This window comes from Mesorhizobium sp. M5C.F.Ca.ET.164.01.1.1, assembly GCF_004792125.1.
Lineage (GTDB): Bacteria > Pseudomonadota > Alphaproteobacteria > Rhizobiales > Rhizobiaceae > Mesorhizobium > Mesorhizobium wenxiniae.
The window spans coordinates 1,197,848-1,215,513 of sequence record NZ_SRTG01000001.1; the positions used below are offsets into that span (position 1 = coordinate 1,197,848).

The 17,666-nt window shown below is 63.6% G+C and carries 17 protein-coding genes; 9 read left to right on the forward strand and 8 right to left on the reverse strand.

Annotated features, from left to right (window positions below; translation table 11 throughout):
- The first annotated feature begins 4 nt into the window (after positions 1-4).
- The 7 genes from EN807_RS05750 to EN807_RS05780 all read left to right on the forward strand — a co-directional run bounded on the left by EN807_RS05750 (position 5) and on the right by EN807_RS05780 (position 8,824).
- On the forward strand, positions 5-1,390 hold the full coding sequence (locus tag EN807_RS05750; RefSeq protein ID WP_135934220.1) for a glutamine synthetase family protein: 1,386 nt from the start codon (positions 5-7) through the stop codon (positions 1,388-1,390).
- Positions 1,390-2,679: an FAD-binding oxidoreductase gene (locus EN807_RS05755; RefSeq protein WP_135934221.1), complete on the forward strand. Its 1,290-nt coding sequence runs from the start codon at positions 1,390-1,392 to the stop codon at positions 2,677-2,679. The genes EN807_RS05750 and EN807_RS05755 overlap by 1 nt, the downstream gene beginning before the upstream one ends.
- A gap of 49 nt (positions 2,680-2,728) precedes the next feature.
- On the forward strand, positions 2,729-3,934 hold the full coding sequence (gene pcaF, locus EN807_RS05760) for a 3-oxoadipyl-CoA thiolase (RefSeq protein WP_135934222.1): 1,206 nt from the start codon (positions 2,729-2,731) through the stop codon (positions 3,932-3,934).
- A 164-nt stretch (positions 3,935-4,098) separates the two neighbouring features.
- Positions 4,099-5,130, forward strand: a complete 1,032-nt coding sequence (locus tag EN807_RS05765) for a BMP family protein (RefSeq protein ID WP_127315205.1) — start codon at positions 4,099-4,101, stop codon at positions 5,128-5,130.
- Between the two features lie 186 nt (positions 5,131-5,316).
- Positions 5,317-6,828 carry an ABC transporter ATP-binding protein gene (locus tag EN807_RS05770; RefSeq protein WP_135934223.1) on the forward strand — a complete coding sequence of 504 codons (1,512 nt, stop codon included), beginning with the start codon at positions 5,317-5,319 and terminating at the stop codon, positions 6,826-6,828.
- Positions 6,828-7,883, forward strand: coding sequence for an ABC transporter permease (locus tag EN807_RS05775; protein ID WP_127315203.1), 1,056 nt, complete (start codon positions 6,828-6,830; stop codon positions 7,881-7,883). Before EN807_RS05770 ends, EN807_RS05775 begins: the two co-directional genes overlap by 1 nt.
- A complete protein-coding gene (locus EN807_RS05780; protein ID WP_135934224.1) occupies positions 7,880-8,824 on the forward strand; it encodes an ABC transporter permease in 945 nt (314 codons plus the stop codon). Before EN807_RS05775 ends, EN807_RS05780 begins: the two co-directional genes overlap by 4 nt.
- Before the next feature lie 96 nt (positions 8,825-8,920).
- Here the strand turns inward: EN807_RS05780 and EN807_RS37375 are convergent, their stop codons facing one another.
- The 4 genes from EN807_RS37375 to EN807_RS05795 all read right to left on the reverse strand — a co-directional run bounded on the left by EN807_RS37375 (position 8,921) and on the right by EN807_RS05795 (position 12,623).
- Positions 8,921-9,397, reverse strand: coding sequence for an NmrA family NAD(P)-binding protein (locus tag EN807_RS37375; RefSeq protein WP_281405191.1), 477 nt, complete (start codon positions 9,395-9,397; stop codon positions 8,921-8,923).
- On the reverse strand, positions 9,394-9,804 hold the full coding sequence (locus tag EN807_RS37380; protein WP_281405192.1) for an NAD(P)H-binding protein: 411 nt from the start codon (positions 9,802-9,804) through the stop codon (positions 9,394-9,396). The genes EN807_RS37375 and EN807_RS37380 overlap by 4 nt, the downstream gene beginning before the upstream one ends.
- 143 nt (positions 9,805-9,947) lie before the next feature.
- Positions 9,948-12,167: a molybdopterin cofactor-binding domain-containing protein gene (locus EN807_RS05790; protein WP_135934225.1), complete on the reverse strand. Its 2,220-nt coding sequence runs from the start codon at positions 12,165-12,167 to the stop codon at positions 9,948-9,950.
- Between the two features lie 3 nt (positions 12,168-12,170).
- A complete protein-coding gene (locus EN807_RS05795; protein ID WP_135934226.1) occupies positions 12,171-12,623 on the reverse strand; it encodes a (2Fe-2S)-binding protein in 453 nt (150 codons plus the stop codon).
- 243 nt (positions 12,624-12,866) lie between these two features.
- On the opposite strand from EN807_RS05795, the gene EN807_RS05800 reads away from it, so the two are divergent.
- Positions 12,867-13,844: an AraC family transcriptional regulator gene (locus EN807_RS05800; protein ID WP_135934227.1), complete on the forward strand. Its 978-nt coding sequence runs from the start codon at positions 12,867-12,869 to the stop codon at positions 13,842-13,844.
- A 23-nt stretch (positions 13,845-13,867) separates the two neighbouring features.
- Here EN807_RS05800 and EN807_RS05805 read toward each other — a convergent pair whose 3' ends face one another.
- The 4 genes from EN807_RS05805 to EN807_RS05820 all read right to left on the reverse strand — a co-directional run bounded on the left by EN807_RS05805 (position 13,868) and on the right by EN807_RS05820 (position 16,732).
- On the reverse strand, positions 13,868-14,188 hold the full coding sequence (locus EN807_RS05805; RefSeq protein ID WP_127315199.1) for a hypothetical protein: 321 nt from the start codon (positions 14,186-14,188) through the stop codon (positions 13,868-13,870).
- A 4-nt stretch (positions 14,189-14,192) separates the two neighbouring features.
- Positions 14,193-14,501: a YggT family protein gene (locus EN807_RS05810; protein WP_135934228.1), complete on the reverse strand. Its 309-nt coding sequence runs from the start codon at positions 14,499-14,501 to the stop codon at positions 14,193-14,195.
- Positions 14,502-14,596: 95 nt separating this feature from the next.
- Positions 14,597-16,462 carry a sodium:solute symporter family protein gene (locus EN807_RS05815; protein WP_135934229.1) on the reverse strand — a complete coding sequence of 622 codons (1,866 nt, stop codon included), beginning with the start codon at positions 16,460-16,462 and terminating at the stop codon, positions 14,597-14,599.
- A gap of 15 nt (positions 16,463-16,477) precedes the next feature.
- A complete protein-coding gene (locus EN807_RS05820; RefSeq protein WP_065010248.1) occupies positions 16,478-16,732 on the reverse strand; it encodes a DUF4212 domain-containing protein in 255 nt (84 codons plus the stop codon).
- Between the two features lie 301 nt (positions 16,733-17,033).
- Here EN807_RS05820 and EN807_RS05825 point away from each other — a divergent pair, with 301 nt between their 5' ends.
- Positions 17,034-17,666 (forward strand): hypothetical protein, encoded by a 633-nt coding sequence (locus EN807_RS05825; RefSeq protein ID WP_127315196.1) that lies wholly within the window; start codon positions 17,034-17,036, stop codon positions 17,664-17,666.

A 17,666-nucleotide genomic window follows, 5' to 3' on the forward strand; every position in this document is an offset into this window, starting at 1 on the left:
CCTGATGCTCAACACCACGACAACGGATGCATCGCAAATGACCCCGACGGACGATCCGAAGGGATGGCTGGAGCAGCAGGGGATCAGGGAAGTCGAGTGCCTGGTGCCGGATGTGAACGGCGTGTTGCGCGGCAAGACCTTGCCGACGGCCAAGTTCCTGAAGTCGCTCGAAGACCGCGCGCTCTACCTGCCGAGCAGCGCCTTCCTGGTCTGCATCGACGGCCGCTATTCCGGTTCCAACGACGAGGGCTTCGGCTACCAGGACCCCGACATGCGGATGGTGCCGGACGTTGCGACGCTCTGCCTGGCACCCGGTGCCGGAGCAGGCAAGGCCTACGTCTTTGCCGATGCGTTTCACATGGACGACCGGCCGTGGATGGCCTCGCCACGTCATGTCTTGAGGGCCGTGCTCGATCTCTACCGCCAGCGCGGCTGGCGGGCAGTGGTGGCTCCGGAGCTCGAATTCTACCTGACCGCGCCTAATCCCGATCCCGATCGGCCGTTGAGCGCACCGGTCGGGCGCAATGGCCGTTCCGAAACCGTGCAGCATCCCTATGACATGGCGGCGCTGGAGGAATTCGAGCCAGTGATCCGGCGCCTCTACGACTATGCCGCCGCGGCCGGGCTGCCGCTCGATACGCTGATCCATGAATCGGGCACGGCGCAGCTCGAGATCAATTTCCTGCATGGCAACGCGCTACCGCTGGCCGACAAGGTGCTGCTGTTCAAGCGGATGACGCGCCAGGCCGCGCAGGAATATGGCATGCACGCGACCTTCATGGCCAAGCCGATCGCCGCACAGGCCGGCAGCTCCATGCATCTCCACATGTCGGTCATCGACGAGGCCGGGAACACGCTGTTTGCCGGGCGTGACGAGGACGATACAGAGATGTTCGGGCATTTCATCGGCGGCCTGCAGAAATACATTCCGGAGGTGATGCCGCTGTTTGCGCCGAACGTGAATTCGTTCCGCCGCATCCGGCCGAACCACAGCGCCCCGGCCAACATCGAGTGGTCGCACGACAACCGCTCCTGCGGCCTGCGCGTGCCGGCCGGCGGGCGGGTCGCGCGGCGGGTGGAAAACCGGCTGCCCGGCGCCGACGCCAACCCCTATCTGGCGATGGCCGGCTCGCTGCTCTGCGGCTATCTCGGCGTCGAAGAAAAGCTCTCGCGCTTGCCAGAGGCATCGGGCAATGCCTATCGCAGCAAGAGCACCCTGCCGAAAACCATGGAGGAGGCGCTCGACCGTTTCGCTGCGTGCAGTCCGGTTCGGGAGTTGCTCGGCGAGGATTTCTTCCAGACCTATCTGCGCGTCAAGAGCGTCGAGCTTGATCTGTTCCAAAGCGTCGTCACCAGCTGGGAACGCGACCACCTGCTGCTCAAGGTTTGATGATGGGCTTCAACTCCGGCCTGGATATCGGCAAATCCTACTATGTCGCGACGGCCAATCCGGCTCCGGAGCATTCGGCGCTGCAGGGCGACATCGACGCCGATCTGGTGGTGGTCGGCGGCGGCTGCACCGGCCTTTCCGCAGCCCTTCATGCCGCCGAGCGCGGGCTGAAGGTGGTGCTCCTCGAAGGCGGCAAGATCGGCTGGGGGGCGTCCGGGCGCAATGGTGGCCAGATCATTCCCGGCCTTCGCAAGGGCGCCAAGGGGCTGGTCAAGCTCTATGGGCCCGAACGGGCGCGGGCGCTGTTCGATCTCGCCTTCGAGGCGCGCGGACTGGTGCTCGACCTGATCGAGCGCAACGCCATCGATTGCGACCTCCGGCTGACCGGCCACCTCGCCGGTGCGGTCAATGGCTCCGACCTGCGCGACCTCGAAGAAGAGGCCGATTGCCTTGCCAGCGTGATGAACTTTCATGACGTCGAGATGCTGTCGGCGGCGCAGGCGCGTGGAATGGTGAACACGCCCTATCACGGCGCGATGTACGAGAAACTCGGCGGCCATATGCATCCGCTGAACTACACGCTGGGTCTTGCCCGCGCCGCGGCAGCGGCAGGCGTCGCCATCCACGAGAATTCGGTGGCGCTGCGGCTGGAGCGGGAACCTGCCATCAGGGTTGCGACGGCCAAGGGCTCGGTCCGGGCCAGGCATGTCGTGCTGGCGGGCGACGCGCTGCTCCAGGGGCTCGAGTCGCGCGTCAACAGCCGCATCATGCCGGTCGGCAACTACATCGTCGCCACCGAGCCGCTGGACGACCCGAGCGACGTCATTCCTAGCAATGTCGCCGTTTCCGACACCCGCTTCGTGGTCAACTACTACCGGCTGTCGGCGGACGGACGCATGCTGTTCGGCGGCGGCGAGCGCTACACGCCGTCGCCGCCCGCCGACATTGCCGGCTTCGTGCGGCCGCATATGGAAAAGACCTTTCCGCAATTGCGCGGCCGCCGCATCGACCATGCCTGGGGCGGCCTCGTCTCGGTGACGACATCGCGCCTGCCGGACGTCGGCCACTATGGCGAGGTCTATTTTGCGCATGGCTATTCCGGCAAGGGCGTGATCCTGTCGACACTGTCGGGAAAGCTGCTCGCCGAGGCAATCACGGGCGATACTTCGCGGCTCAATCTGTTTTCGACGCTGAGGCCGTTGCCATTTCCCGGCGGCACCGCCCTGCGCGGTCCGCTTTATGTGCTCGGCATGCTCTGGTACGCCATGCGCGACCGCATCAAGCATTGAGCGCAAGCGAGCGGGGCCGTAGCAGGGAAACGCAAAAGAGAGCTGTTAGATGGCCGAGGCCTATATCTGCGACTACATTCGCACGCCGATCGGACGCTTTGGTGGGTCATTGTCTTCGATCCGCACCGACGACCTTGGCGCGATCCCCCTGAGAGCATTGGTCGAGCGCAACCCCGGCATCGATTGGGCCGCGGTCGATGACGTCGTCTATGGCTGCGCCAACCAGGCCGGCGAGGACAACCGCAATGTCGCGCGCATGGCACTGCTGCTGGCCGGGCTGCCCAAGGAGGTTTCCGGCTCGACCGTCAATCGCCTCTGCGGTTCGGGCATGGATGCCATCATCATCGCCGCACGCGCTATCAAGGCGGGCGAGGCGGAGCTGATGATATCAGGCGGCGTCGAATCGATGAGCCGTGCCCCTTTCGTCATGCCCAAGGCGGAGACGGCCTTCTCCCGCAATGCCGAGATTCACGACACCACCATCGGTTGGCGTTTCGTCAACCCGCTGATGCAGGAGCAGTACGGCATCGATTCGATGCCGGAGACCGGCGAGAATGTCGCGGAAGAGTTCGCCGTCTCCCGCGCGGACCAGGATGCGTTTGCCGTGCGCAGCCAGGACAAGGCGGTGACCGCGCAGGCCAATGGCCGGCTGGCGAAGGAGATCACTCCCGTAGCGATCCCGCAGCGCAGGGGCGACGCGGTCGTCGTCTCGAAGGACCAGCATCCACGCGCGGGTACGACGATCGAGGCGCTGGCGAAATTGCCGACGCCGTTCCGGCAAGGCGGCACGGTCACGGCCGGCAATGCGTCGGGCGTCAACGATGGTGCCGCGGCGCTGATCGTCGCTTCGGAAGCTGCCGTTAAGAAATATGGGCTGACACCGATCGCCCGCATCCTCGGCGGTGCGGTCGCCGGCGTGGTGCCGCGCATCATGGGCATCGGCCCCGTGCCGGCGACACAGAAGCTGTGTGCGCGGCTCGGGCTGAGGCCGGCAGATTTCGACGTCATCGAGCTCAACGAAGCCTTTGCCTCCCAAGCCATCGCCGTGCTCCGCCAGCTCGGCATTGCCGAGGACGCGGAGCACGTCAACCCGAATGGCGGCGCCATCGCACTCGGCCACCCGCTCGGCACGTCGGGTGCGCGCATATCAGGCACTGCGGCGCTGGAGCTCAGGGAGCGCGGCGGCCGCTATGCGCTCGCCACCATGTGCATCGGCGTTGGGCAAGGCATCGCCGTGGCGCTGGAACGGCAGTAAAACAATATCGAGCGCCGGCCGCGGTTTGCCACGGCGGGCGGCAGCTGCAGCTCCCCCGACAAATTTGACCATGTGGACAAAGGTGAGGCTCCGTTCCATAGTTCCCCAGCTGACAATTCAAAGAAACAGCCGGCTCGCCACGGCGCCAATCAGAGGGGCATGCAATGGAAAATGGGAAGAGCAAAGTCCAGTCGAAATGCGAAGGGCTTTCGCGACGCAGCGTTCTGGAACTGGGCGCGCTCGGCCTGGCAGCAACCATGCTGCCGGGTCTGGCCTTAGCTCAGGACAAGAAGCTGAAGGTGGCGGCGATCTTCGCCACGCCGACCGAGGAGCCATGGGTCCACCAGATCCATGTCGCCCTGCAGAGGGCAGAGAAGGAACTCGGCATCGAGTACAAATGGTCGGAGAAGGTGCAGACGGCCGATTTCAGCCGTGTGATGCGCGAATACGCGCAAGGTGGCTATGAGCTGGTTCTCGGCGATGCTTTCGCGGCCGAGCGGGAATCCCGCCGGACGGCCAAGCAGTTTCCGAAGGTCGCATTCCTGTTCGGCTCCGGCGCCGGGCCGGCCGAGCCGAATTTCGCAGTCTTCGACAATTGGATCCACGAGCCGGCTTATCTCTCCGGCCTGATCGCCGGAAAGATGTCGAAATCAGGCACGATCGGTGCCGTTGCGGCGATGGGCATTCCGGAAGTGAACCGGCTGGTCAATGCCTTCTTTGCCGGCGCCCGGGAGGTCAATCCTGACATCAAGCGGAAGGTCGCTTTCATCGGCTCTTTCTTCGACCCGCCAAAGGCCAAGGAAGCGGCTATCGCCCAGATCGACGCCGGTGTCGACGTGATCTATGCCGAACGTTTCGGCGTCATCGAAGCGGCGGTCGAGAGGAAGATCCTCGCCATCTCCAACATGTCCGACCAGTCCAACCTCGGCCCGGACACGGTGATAACCGGCCCGGTGTGGGACATGTATCCGACGGTCGAGCACGCGATCAAACTGGTCAAGGCCGGCGTCTTCACCGCGCAGGATTACGGTGATTTCTCGCGCATGGCTAAGGGCGGCTCCTTTCTGGCGCCGTACCACAAATTCGACAAGACGTTGCCCGCCGACGTCAAGGAGCTGGTCGAGAAGAAAAAGGCCGAAATCCTCGACGGCAATTTCCGCGTCGATGTGGACGAGAACACGCCGGTTTCGGATTGAGCGGCGCAGCCCTCCCCCTTGAGGGGAGGGTGGCCCGCAGGGCCGGGTGGGGTCCGCTGTGACGCGCTCCATCCTTATCAGTCTAAAGGTCGAGGCAGCTGAGATGACCCCTCCCGCCTCGCTTCGCTCGGCACCCTCCCCTCAACGGGGAGGGTATCCGCGCCATCTCTCACCGGGAGCCCCATCTTGCCCGCCCCACTCATCGAAATGCGCGGCATCTCCAAGAGCTTCGGCGCCGTCAAGGCAAACCAAGCCGTCGATCTCAGCGTCGCGCCGGGTGAGATTCTCGGGCTGCTGGGTGAAAACGGCGCCGGCAAGACGACGCTGATGAACGTGCTGTTCGGCGCCTATGCGCCCGACGTCGGCGAGATCCTGGTTCAGGGCCGGCCGGTGACGATCAACAGCTCGGCCGACGCGCTTGCCGCCGGCATCGGCATGGTGCACCAGCACTTTCATCTCGCACCGCGGCTTTCGGTGCTGGAAAACCTGCTGATAGGCATTCCCGGAAAGTCGGGCCGGATCGATCGCGTCGGCGGGCTGGCGCGGCTGGGCGAGATCGGCCGGCAGCACGGGCTCACGCTTGATCCGGACCTTCCCGTCTCGGCATTATCGATCGGCGAGCAGCAGCGGCTCGAAATCGTCAAGGCGTTGTTTCGCGGTGCAAGGCTGCTGATCCTCGACGAGCCGACGGCGGTGCTGGCGCCGACAGAGGTCGACGGGCTGTTTTCGGCGCTGCGCTCGATGGCGGCCCAGGGCCTCGGCATCATCTTCATCTCGCATAAGCTCAACGAGGTTAGGGCGCTCACCCATCGCTGCGTGGTGCTGCGGCATGGCCGCGTGACCGGGCGCGTCGATACCCCCGCAAGCACGACATCCTCGGAGATGGCGCGGCTGATGTGCGGCCACGAGATCGTTCCGCCGGCCAGGGGACCATCGACGCCAGGTGCCGCGGTGCTGACCCTCGACGGCATCTCGACGTCGAGGCATTCCGGCATGGCGCTGCGCCACGTATCGCTCTTCGTGCGTGCCGGCGAGATCCTCGGCATTGCCGGTGTCGCGGGCAATGGCCAGCGGGCGCTTGCCGAGGTGATCTCCGGCGTTCGCGCGCCCGATGCCGGCCGGATGACGATAGCCGGCAAAATGGTCTCGCGGTTCTCGCCTCGCGAGGTGCAGGCGCTCGGGCTCGGGCGCATTCCGGAAGACCGGATGACGACCGGGCTGGTCACCAATTTGCCGTTGGCGGATTCGATGGTGCTGCCGCGCATCGGCACGGGGGCGTTCAGCCGCAACGGCCTGCTCAGGCCGGATGCGATCCGCGCCTTCGCAGAAGCGCAGATCAAGGCCTATGACATACGCTGCCCCGGACCGATGACGCGGGCCGGAGTGCTGTCCGGTGGCAATCTGCAAAAGGCGCTGTTGGCGCGCGAGCTCGCCTTCGACCCCAAGGTGCTGATCGTGTCGCAGCCGACGCGCGGTCTCGACATCGGTGCGGCGCGCTTCATCCACGAAAAGTTCCTCGACATGCGTGGCAGGGGCTGCGGCATCATCGTCCTCGGCGAGGATCTCGAAGAGCTGCTCATGCTCTGCGACCGCATCGCGGTGATGTATGAGGGACGGATCGTCGGCACGCTCGCCAGCGCCGACGCCACCATTGCGCGGCTCGGCCTGATGATGACCGGGGCGGAGGGGACAGCCTGATGTTTCGCCTCGAAGCCCGCACCAGCACGCCCGGCTGGTTCAATCTCGCTCTGCCGCTGCTGGCGATCGGAGCAACGCTGGTACTGTGCAGCGGCCTCATCGCGCTGGCCGGTGCCGGCGTCATCGAAGCCTATGGCGTGATGTTCTCGGCGTCGCTGGGCGACAGCTACGCCATCACCGAAACGCTGGTGCGCGCGACCCCGATGATCTTTACCGGGCTGGCCGTCGCCGTCGCCTTCCGTGCCAAATTCTGGAACATCGGCGCTGAGGGGCAGTTGCTGGCCGGTGCGGTGGCGAGCTGCGCGGTCGGCGCCATCCCGATGCCGGGGCCGCTCGCCATGCTTCTCATGGCGGTGGCAGGCGCTGCCGCCGGTGCCGCAGTCGCCTTGGTGCCAGCGACGCTGCGCGTCAAATTTAGTGTTGATGACGTAGTCAGTTCGCTGCTGCTCAACTCGGTCATCTTCTACGCCCTGATGGCGCTGATCGAGGGCCCGTGGAAAGACACGTTCAGCGGCTACCCGATCTCACCGCCGATCGAGGATTCCGCGAATTTCCCGGTGCTGCTCGAAGGCACGCGGCTGCATCTCGGCGTTGTGGCGGCGTTCCTTGCTGCGCCGGTCGTCTGGTTCCTGATCGCGCGCACGACGCTCGGCTTCAGGATCAGGGTCATCGGCGAAAATCCCGAAGCTGCGCGCTATGGCGGTATCCATGTCGAGCGCGTGCTGATCTCGACGGCGCTGCTGTCCGGCGCGCTGGCCGGGCTTGCCGGCGCCGGCGAGGTCGGCGGCGTGCATTTCCAGGTGATGAGCGACATCTCGCCGGGCTATGGCTATTCCGGCATCGTCGTCGCCATGCTGGCGAGGCTCAACCCGCTCGGCGTGGTGCCGGCGGCGCTCTTCCTCGCCGCCGTCATGACCGGTGCCGAGGCAATGTCGCGGGCCACCGGCGTTCCGGCCTTCCTCAGCGACGTCATCCAGGGAACCGCGCTGCTCGCCATGCTGGTGGCGCTGCTGTTCACCGCCTACCGCATCCGCCGCGTGGGGACAGCCAAATGAGCGTGGTGCTCGAACAGATTTTTCAGGTCGGCTTCCTCGCCGCCATCATCCGCATCGCCACGCCGCTGGCTTTTGCGACGTTGGGCGAGATGTTCTCCGAGCGGGCCGGCGTGCTCAATCTCGGCATCGAGGGCATCATGCTGTTGTCGGCGATGACCGGCTTCACCGCGACCAGCCTCAGCGGCAGCCTGTGGCTCGGCGTGCTTGCGGCAGTTGTCACCGGTGCGCTGATGGGTGCCGTGCATGCGCTGTTCACGGTGGCGCTCGGCCTCAGCCAGCACGTCTGCGGCATCGGCGTGACACTGTTCTCATCGGGGCTTGCCTATTTCCTCTACCGGCTGATCTTCGGCCAGCAATCGGTGCCGCCCAGCATCAAGAGTTTCGAAACGCTGCCGATTCCTGTTCTCTCCGACATCCCGGTGCTCGGACCAGCGGTGTTCAACCAGTTCTCGCTGGTCTACATGGCGATGCTTGCCGTTCCCCTGGCCGCCTTCGTGCTCTACCGGACGCCGTGGGGCCTGTCCGTGCGCATGGTCGGCGAAAATCCGCGCGCCGCCGATTCGGCCGGCGTCGGCGTTATCGCCACGCGCTTCCAGGCGGTGATCCTCGGCGGCGCCCTGATGGGGCTGGCTGGGGCCTTCCTGTCGATGGTGCAGTTCAACGCCTTCACTTTCGGCCTCGTCTCAGGGCGCGGCTGGGTGGCGATCGCGCTCGTCGTCTTCGGCCGCTGGGACCCCTGGCGTTCGGCGGGAGCGGCCCTGCTGTTCGCCTTCGTCGATGCCTTGCAATTGCGCATGCAGGCGAGCGGGCTCGGCCACATCCCTTATGAGGCGTTCCTGATGCTGCCCTTCATCTTCACCATCGTCGCCATGGCGGTGATGTCGCGCAACGCCGTCGCGCCTTCGGCGCTGCTCAAGCCGTTTCGCCGGGAAGAACGCTGACTAAAGCGCGTCGCGTTCGACCGACGACGCGCTTTAGATTGTTGTCTTATGCATGTCGTTATCGCTAAACCGCTGCACACTTTTGCGCGACATGCATTAGCCGAGGACCGCCGGCTTCAGTATGTCCTGGCACCATTGGCGGAAGCTTGTGGGGGTGGTGGACTGTGGAGTGCGCGGCTCGGCGGTATCGAGATCTTCGTTCTTGGCTTCCAGCATGTCGACCATACCCTGCGCGAAAGCCTCGGAGGCGCCGCGTTCGATGAAACCCGCTCTGAATGCCTCGAAGGAGATCTGCTCAAAGCGCACTGGTTTTCCCAGCACCTGCGACATGATCTGCGCCATGTCGTTGAAGGACAGGTCCTCTGGGCCGAGGATTGGGACACAGTCTTGTCCGCTCCAGGTGGGGTCGAGCAGCAGCTTGGCGGCGGCAGCGGCGATGTCGCGGGTGGCGCAGGTAGGAAGCTTGCGGTTCCCGGAGATTGGCCAGAAGAACACACCCTGGCTCCTGATCGGCGCCACCTGGCGCAAGATGTTGTCCATGAACGAAGGCATCGTCAGCGCCCGGTAGCTCACGCCCGTGCTCGCATCAGATCGTCCATTGCCAGCGACGCTGACACATGTCCGGCCTTCCCGGCCACCGCCGTCCCGCGACCAAGGGCCGACACGGCGACGACCCGTTTCACTCCCCGGCTCTTGATCGCGTCACAGGCCGGCCGGCTGAAATCCACATAGGCTGCCTCGACGTTCTCGGCGTGGACGTTTGGGGGCACCAGCCAGAACACGGCGTCGGCGCCAGCGAACGCCTTGTTGACGACGCCGATGTCGCTATGCGACCCCTGCACGACCTCGACGCGCTCCCGCGTGTGCGAGGGCAGACGGGAGGGGTCGCGCGCGATCACGCGGATAGGCTCGTCGCTGCCGAGGAGAGTCTCAAGGACTTGGTGGCCGATGCTGCCTGTAGGTGTGGTGACGACGATCATATGGATCTCTCACTTCGTGTCGTGACCGCATTTCGCGATCGACGGGGATAGATGGCCCTCGCGTTCCCGGTCGATGGCGGTCGCCTGAATCATCCAGACGACCGCCATGAGCGCAACGAGGCGAGGTGGTGAGCACCTTCAATTCAGGCGTTGAGCGCCGCCAGCACCCGCTCGGGCAGGAACGGATAGTGCCGGAGCCGCACGCCGCCGGTGAGCCGCGCCACCGCGTTGGCGATTGCGGGACCGATCGGCGGCAGCCCGACCTGGCCGACGCCTCCGATCGGATTCTCGGGCGTTGGAATCACGGTGACCTTGATGTCGGGCGCCTCGGACATGCGTATCACCCGATAGGTATCGAAGTTCGATTCCTGCACCTCGCCATCGACGATGTTGATCTGCTCGAACAGCGCATGGCTGGCGCCGCCTGTGATCCCGGTAATCATCAGCGCTTCGATGTTGCGCGGCTGTACCGCTATTCCCGGATCGACAGCGCACCACACGGTGTGCACGCGGATCTCGCCAGTCTCGCGGTCAAGCGAGACCTCGGCGATCTCGGCGCAGTGGGAGCCAAAGGCATCGGAATAGGCGATGCCCAGCGCCCGCCCGTCGCGTTGGCGGTCCCATTCCGCCATCCGCGCGACGGTCTCGATGACCTTGCGCGCTCGCGGCTGGTCTTTCAGGAGCTCGAGCCGAAGCGCCACAGGATCGACCTCCTTGGCGGTCGCGATTTCGTCGATGACACATTCGATGCCGAACCTAGTATAGCCAACCCCGACCCCGAACCAGAAGCCTATATCAAGGCCGTTATCCCTACGGATATACTCGATCTGATGCGCGGGGACGGCATAGTTGAAATGCGCGCCTTCGGTCACCACACTGTCGTGGCCGCCTTCGCTCTCGAACAGCTGCGGCATCGTGCGGGCAAAAATGGAATCCGCCACGATGCGGTGCCGCCAGCCGACGATGTTGCCGTCGACGTCGAGCCCGACCTGCACATGTTGCGCCTCGAGCGGCCGGTATTTGCCATGCTGGACGTCGTCTTCGCGGCTCCAGATGACCTTGACCGGGCGGCCTTGCACCGCCTTGGCCAGCGACACTGCATCAACGATGAAGTCGGCCTCGGCTTTGCGGCCAAAGCCGCCACCGAGCAGGGTGGTGTTCACCTTGACCTTGTCAGGGGTGGTGCCTGCTACCTCCGCGGCAAAGCCCTGAGTGCCTGTTGGGCCTTGCGTCGGCGCCCAGATTTCAACCGCATCGCCCGTCACCAGCGCCGTGGCGTTCATCGGCTCCATGGTCGCGTGGTGAACATGGTCGCTCATGTAATCGACCTCGATGACAGTTGCGGCCTTCGAGATCGCGGCCTGTGCGTCGCCCTCCGCGGCAGCGCTGACGCCGGTTTGAGCGAGGTCGCGGCCAATGCGGCGATATTCTTCCAAAAGCCGATCGCTGGTGTAGCTACGGATCCGCGACGACGTGGTCCACACAATTTTGAGCAGGTCCTTGGCCCGCTTCGTCGCCTCGACCGTTTCGCCGATGATGCCGACGCCGTAAGGCAACGGCAGGATTTGCGTGATGCCCGGCACGGCCCTGGCTTCGGCATCGTCGATGGTTTCCGGCTGTTCGCTCTGAACCGGCGCCCGCAGCACCGCTCCGTACAGCATGTCAGGAAGCTGCACGTCGATGCCGAAGATTGCGGTGCCGTCGACCTTCGAGGGCACGTCGACACGCGGTATCGTCAGCTTTCCGATATAGCGCCACTGATCGCTCGGCTTCAGATCGGCATCGGTCGCCTGCGGCAGCGGATCCGGAAGTGCGCCGGCCGCGGCGACCTCGCCGTAGTCGAGCGAGTGGCCCGATCGCGCGTGCACGACCCGGTTGGGCTCCGTCGTGAGTTCGCTCACCGGAACGTTCAGCATGGCGGCGGCACTTGCCAGGATGATCTTGCGGGTCTGGGCGCCGACCAGGCGCAGCATATTGTGATAGCCCCGCGTGGATTCACTGCCACCGGTGAGCTGTACACCGTAAAAGCCAGGGTTGCCGTACTTCTCTGCGTCGGACGGAGCCTGGACGACGCGAACCTTGTGCCAGTCGGCGTCCATGTCCTCGGCGATGAGCAGCGGTAGCGTCGTCATGATACCCTGCCCCATCTCGGATGCGGGTGACATGATGGTTACGGTGCCGTCGGCCGCGATGGTCAGCCAGGCGTTCGGCCGGTAGCTGCCCTCGACCGTCGGCGCCACGCTGGCGCCTGAGGCGTCCTGGAGCAGTCCTCCGAACGCAACTGCGATGCCGGTGACGCCGATGGTGATGAGGAAGCTGCGCCGCGAGAGCGCTCTGGTGTGCAGCTGCAATCTCTTGATCATGGCTCAGGCCTCCCGTGCGGCGCGCTGAATGGCGCTGATGATTCGCACATAGGTTCCGCAGCGGCAGATGTTGCCGTCCATGTATTCGACGATCTGATCGCGGGTGGGGTTGGGGTTGCTCTTGAGGAGCGCCGCCGCCTGCATGATCTGCCCCGACTGGCAATAGCCGCATTGCGGCACCTGCTCAGTGATCCAGGCCTGCTGCAGCGGATGGCTGGCGTCCGGCGACAGGCCTTCGATCGTCGTCACCTCCATTCCGGCAACGTCCTGGAGCATGGTCACGCAGGAGCGCGTCGGCTCGCCGTCGATGTGAACGGTGCAGGCGCCACACTGCGCGATGCCGCAGCCGAATTTGGTGCCGGTGAGTTTCAGATGCTCCCGTATCACCCACAAGAGCGGCGTGTCTGGCGCAGCGGCGAGATCCACGGCGCGTCCATTGATCGTGAACGCTGTCATGGCTATTGTTCCCTTAACTGGCGCGATCTTCTGATTTCTTTCAGTGATGATGGCAATTTTATCCGTCCTATCCGTATACTTTTCTGGGGTATCCGTGGCAATGATATCGTAAATGTTTCAATTATTTTATTATTACTTCGAATGTTGTCCCATTGCCGGAAACGTTGTTATTAAATAGCCGGTTGAGGAAATGTGATCTATGCTGTAAAGTCCGTATTATCTTCGCAATCGTCCGGGACGCCCATGGATCCGCTTTCAGATGTGCTGTCGCTGCTGAAGCCGCGCAGTTATGTGTCCGCCGGCTTCGACGCGGGTGGAAACTGGTCAATCCAGTTCTCCGACCAGCACGAACTTATCAAATGCTACGCTGTGGTTTCCGGCGGGTGCTGGCTGTCAGTGGAAGGCGTTGCCGATGCGGTGCGGCTGGAGAAGGGGGACTGCTTCGTGCTGCCGAGCGGGCGGCCTTTCCGCCTCGCAAGCGACATGACTTTGACGCCTGTCGGAGCCGGCACGATTTTTCCCCCCGCGCGGGCTGGCGGCGTCGTGACGTATAATGGCGGCGGTGATTTTTTTCTTGTCGGCAGCCGCTTCGCCGTGACCGGCAGTCATGCCGGCATGCTGTTAGGCATGCTGCCGCCCATCGTCCATATCCGGAAAGAAACCGATCAGGCGGCGCTGCGCTGGTCGGTGGAGCGGATGATGCAGGAACTGCACGAGCCGCAGCCGGGCGGTTTCCTGGTCGCGCAACACCTCGCCCACATGATGTTGGTCCAGGCCCTGCGCCTGCATCTGGCGGAAGGGCTGGGAGGCGTTGGATGGTTTTTCGCCCTGGCAGATAGACAGATGGCTGCTGCGATCAACGCCATCCATGACGATCCGGCGCATCGCTGGACGTTGCAGGAGCTGGCGGCGCGTGCCGGCATGTCGCGATCGACCTTTGCCCTGAAGTTCAAGGAGATGGTTGGGACGTCACCGATGGAGTACCTGACCAATTGGCGAATGCTGCTGGCGGGAGACAGGCTGGCGAATTCCAGCGACCCAATTTCCGTCATTGCCCTGTCGCTCGGCTACGAGTCCGTAAGCGCCTTCAGTACGGCTTTCAAGAGGGTCATGAACTGCACACCACGGCAATATGGTCGTGGCCGGAGCCCCGCTTCCGCTTCAGCGTTCAGCGCGCGCTCAGAGGACACGGCCGCTGCCCGCTGGTTGAAAGCCGGTTGATTTAGCTCGAGCCGAAGGAATTCTCAGCCGCCGCCTAGCGCCCGCATCACATTCGGCAGCGCCGGCAGCGTCAACAAAACCGTGCCGGCAAGCCAGATGGACGAGACGACGATGCTCCTGGGCTGCGCCGACCAGCGCTCATAAAGCGCGGCCGGTACGCCGGCGAGCATGATGGTCATCGTCGACAGGATCAGCGCACTCGCCATGTAAACGATCTGGCTTAAGGGAGGCGCCCAGCCCGGATACCAGACCGGATAGAACAGGAACACCAACAGCACCCACGGCGAAAAGATACCGTTGACGATGGCGACCGCCATGACCGGCACAAGAGCGTTTCTGTCCATTGCCTCAACCCCCTTGTGAAGCCATCGGCGCAACGCCGAAATTGATCAGCAAGACGAGATAGCCCACGCGCAAGGCCATAAGCCAGAGCACGCTGAAGACGATCAGCACCGGCTGGGTCAGGATCGACGGCGTAATGGTCCGCACGATCCGCAGAAACGGGTCCGTGACGGTCTTGAAGAAGCGCCAGATGTAGTTGTCCCAGCTTTCGGGCACGAAGAGGCCGAGCAGGAGACGCCCCATCAGCGTGTACATCACCGCGGCAAGGATGAAATTCGGTATGTGGAAATACCAATAGGACCAGAAATCGTTCATGTGGGATTTCCCAAGCAGCGGCGGCGCCGCGTTATGCCGAAATGAAAGCGGGGTCCGTCGCCGGACCCCGCTTCGAGCGCCGATCGCTATGCGGATCAGGCAGTCTTTTCTTCCATCATCTGCTTGCCGCGCGGGACACGGATTTCCTCGATGAAATCCTGCATAGCCCGGGACGGCGCCCTGGTGAGAAGGCTGACGATGATCATCACGGCGAAGCCCACCGGCAGACCGAAGGCCGCCGACGAAATGTTCTTCACGCCCCACCACAGTTCCATATTGGGCGTCGCCTTGTCGAAGTCGGCGCCATACTGAGTCATGACAAGGTAGAAGATGGTGATGCCGAAGCCCGCGATCATGCCGGCGACCGCACCGGTCGAATTGGCCCGCTTCCACCAGACGCCGAGCACCAGGGCCGGGAAGAGCCCGCCGGCGGCAAGAGAGAACGCCCACGACACCATCGACAGGATGTCCGACGGCTTGGTTGACGCGACGTAGGCGGCCAGCACCGCGACCATAACCAGCAAGATGCGGGACACGATCAGGCGCCGCGACGTCGGCGCATTCTGGTCGATCATCTTGTAGTAGATGTCATGGCTGAGCGCGTTGGCGATGGCCAGCAGCAGGCCGTCCGCCGTCGACAGCGCGGCGGCAAGGCCGCCGGCGGCGACGAGGCCCGAAATGACGTAAGGCATGCCGGCCATTTCCGGCGTGGCCAGCACGATCATGTCGGCGTTGAGGTTGATGTCGGCAAACGAAAGTGCCGTCACGCCCTTTTCGGCGCAGGCCGCGACGATCGCCGCGGTGTCTGTCGCCGCCTGGCCGCAGATCTGCACGAGCGTATTGTCGGCAGCGGCCCAGCGCATCATCCATCCGGCTTTCTCGGCGATGTTTTCAGGCGTCAGCCCCGACGCCACCAGGTCAAGCATCGTCCACTTGGCGAACGCCGCATAGGCGGGCGCGGTGAAGTAGAGGATGAAGATGAAAAGCAGCGACCAGGCGACCGAGACACGCGCTTCACGCACCGACGGGGTGGTGAAGTATCGCATCAGGACATGCGGCAGTGACGCCGTTCCGACCATCAGGCAGAGGATGAGCAGGAAATAATTCTTTGCATCATAGCCGCCATGCACGAATGGCGTAATGTGATGCACCGTAATGCCCTGTGCCGTCTCAAGCGCGGTGATGTTCGCCAGCGCCTGGCCCTGCATCAATTGCGGGATCGGCACGCCGGTTTTCACCGTCGACATCCAGACAACAGGGATGAGATACGCGATGATCAGCACGATATACTGGGCGACCTGCGTCCAGGTGACCGCGCGCATGCCGCCGAGCATGGAGCACACCAGGATGCCGGCGAGGCCGACATAGACTGCGATGTTGAAGTCGATGCCAAGGAAGCGAGCCGAGATCAGCCCGGTGCCGAAAATCTGCGCGACCACATAGGTGAACGAGCAGGAAAACAGAACGATCACGCCGATGAAGCGGGCAAGATTGCCGCCATAGCGCGCCGACAGGAAGTCGGGAACGGTGTAGGCGCCGAACTTGCGTAGATAGGGCGCAACGAGGATGGCCACGAGCACGTAGCCGCCAGTCCAGCCGAGCACGAAGCCGAGGCCGTCATAGCCGAGCAGGTAGAGCGAGCCTGCCATGCCGATGAAGGAAGCCGCCGACATCCAATCGGCGCCGGTCGCCATGCCGTTGTAGAGCGCCGGTACGCGACGCCCGGCGACGTAATATTCGCCGACGTGCATGGTGCGGCTCAGGATGCCGATCACCGCGTAGATGACGATGGTAAAGCCCATGAACAGGTAGCCGATTACAACGTTCTCGACACCCATGGCGCTCAAGATGGCCATCAGGATGATGAAGGCTATGAAGCCGCCGGTGTAGATGCCGTAGATGCGGCCAAGATTGGAGGTGAAGTCGCCTCCGCTTGCGGTTGTAGATGTCGTGTTAGCCATTGACGTTCCCCCCGATCAATCTTCATTGACATGATGCTCTTCGTCGATCGCGTTCTGGCGCCGTGCGAACCAGAACAGCATGACGACGAAGGCGATGAGCGAACCCTGGGCGGCCATGTAGAAGCCGAGCGGAAAACCAAAAATGACGATGGTGTTGAGTTGCTCCACGAACATGTGGATGACGTAACCGAAGAACACCCACAGGCCCAGCATGACGAACATGAGGCTCTTGGTCTTGTTCCAATAACTTACGCGGTCTGGTGTCGCCATAGCGTTGAACCTCCCTTGGTTGGCAGCTTGCGAACCGTCTCGGCCGCAAGGCGCCGTTTAAAGCTTGCCTCTTCCGCTAAGGCGGAAGCCCTCCGGCATGTGTAGCGGTCAGGTATAGAATCAGTGACCGTAACTTTATAGGAGTAACACTTCTTGCCGCTTCTGTTCATACGACTTTAGAATCGATGAGAGGACTGGAGAACCGGTGAGAGGACTTGAATCGGTAAGGGGGCTGGCGGCGCGGCGTCGCGGAGGCTAAACGGTCAACATCGGTTGGAAACAAAACCGAAGGGAGAGCGTCATGGGCCTGCTGAACGACCTGTTGCCCGCGTTCCTGCGCAAGCCGCAGCCGATCGTCAGCGTCGACGACCTGGCTGACTTCATGGATTCGCGCGCCGCCTTTCTGGCCCAGAAAAGCATCGTCGAGTTCTGCCGCGTCAGGGCAGGGGTCTACTGGCAGAAGCTGTTCAGCGAGAAGGAGTTCCAGGCGGCGCTCAACCATTCACGCTGGCGCGCCTACCCTGCGTGCTATGCCATCGTTGCGGAAATGGTGGAGGGTGCGCTGCGCGAACCCGCCGGCTTGCGCCAGCGAGGCCTGCCAGCGGCACTGGAAAAAGTGGCCTTGGCAAGCTTCTCCAAATATGCCGTTCCGGAGGGCTCGCCCCCGACTTTCTGGGAGAACGCCGCCGAGCTCACTCGTCAGCGCCTCGCCGCCACGCAGATCGGTCCGCCGCGGCCGGTGCGCGAAATCCCCGAGCCGCTGGCGCGAACGGTTTTCGAGATGGTCCCGATCCACCCCAACCTCCTGACCAACGACTACGATTACATCTTCAACTTCCTGAGAATGAATCTGCTGCGCGCGCATGAGGATTTCCTTGCGCAGGCTGACCGCAGCGCCCTCGTCGACGAGTTGCTGGGCGCGGCGCGCATCTGA

What these genes read in the sequence shown, in the direction of transcription:
- EN807_RS05750 (WP_135934220.1), top strand. Translation starts at nt 5, where the DNA reads ATGCTCAACACCACGACAACGGATGCATCGCAAATGACCCCGACGGAC.
- EN807_RS05755 (WP_135934221.1), top strand. Translation starts at nt 1,390, where the DNA reads ATGATGGGCTTCAACTCCGGCCTGGATATCGGCAAATCCTACTATGTC.
- pcaF (WP_135934222.1), top strand. Translation starts at nt 2,729, where the DNA reads ATGGCCGAGGCCTATATCTGCGACTACATTCGCACGCCGATCGGACGC.
- EN807_RS05765 (WP_127315205.1), top strand. Translation starts at nt 4,099, where the DNA reads ATGGAAAATGGGAAGAGCAAAGTCCAGTCGAAATGCGAAGGGCTTTCG.
- EN807_RS05775 (WP_127315203.1), top strand. Translation starts at nt 6,828, where the DNA reads ATGTTTCGCCTCGAAGCCCGCACCAGCACGCCCGGCTGGTTCAATCTC.
- EN807_RS05780 (WP_135934224.1), top strand. Translation starts at nt 7,880, where the DNA reads ATGAGCGTGGTGCTCGAACAGATTTTTCAGGTCGGCTTCCTCGCCGCC.
- EN807_RS37380 (WP_281405192.1), bottom strand. Translation starts at nt 9,804, where the DNA reads ATGATCGTCGTCACCACACCTACAGGCAGCATCGGCCACCAAGTCCTT.
- EN807_RS05790 (WP_135934225.1), bottom strand. Translation starts at nt 12,167, where the DNA reads ATGATCAAGAGATTGCAGCTGCACACCAGAGCGCTCTCGCGGCGCAGC.
- EN807_RS05795 (WP_135934226.1), bottom strand. Translation starts at nt 12,623, where the DNA reads ATGACAGCGTTCACGATCAATGGACGCGCCGTGGATCTCGCCGCTGCG.
- EN807_RS05800 (WP_135934227.1), top strand. Translation starts at nt 12,867, where the DNA reads ATGGATCCGCTTTCAGATGTGCTGTCGCTGCTGAAGCCGCGCAGTTAT.
- EN807_RS05805 (WP_127315199.1), bottom strand. Translation starts at nt 14,188, where the DNA reads ATGGACAGAAACGCTCTTGTGCCGGTCATGGCGGTCGCCATCGTCAAC.
- EN807_RS05810 (WP_135934228.1), bottom strand. Translation starts at nt 14,501, where the DNA reads ATGAACGATTTCTGGTCCTATTGGTATTTCCACATACCGAATTTCATC.
- EN807_RS05815 (WP_135934229.1), bottom strand. Translation starts at nt 16,462, where the DNA reads ATGGCTAACACGACATCTACAACCGCAAGCGGAGGCGACTTCACCTCC.
- EN807_RS05820 (WP_065010248.1), bottom strand. Translation starts at nt 16,732, where the DNA reads ATGGCGACACCAGACCGCGTAAGTTATTGGAACAAGACCAAGAGCCTC.
- EN807_RS05825 (WP_127315196.1), top strand. Translation starts at nt 17,034, where the DNA reads ATGGGCCTGCTGAACGACCTGTTGCCCGCGTTCCTGCGCAAGCCGCAG.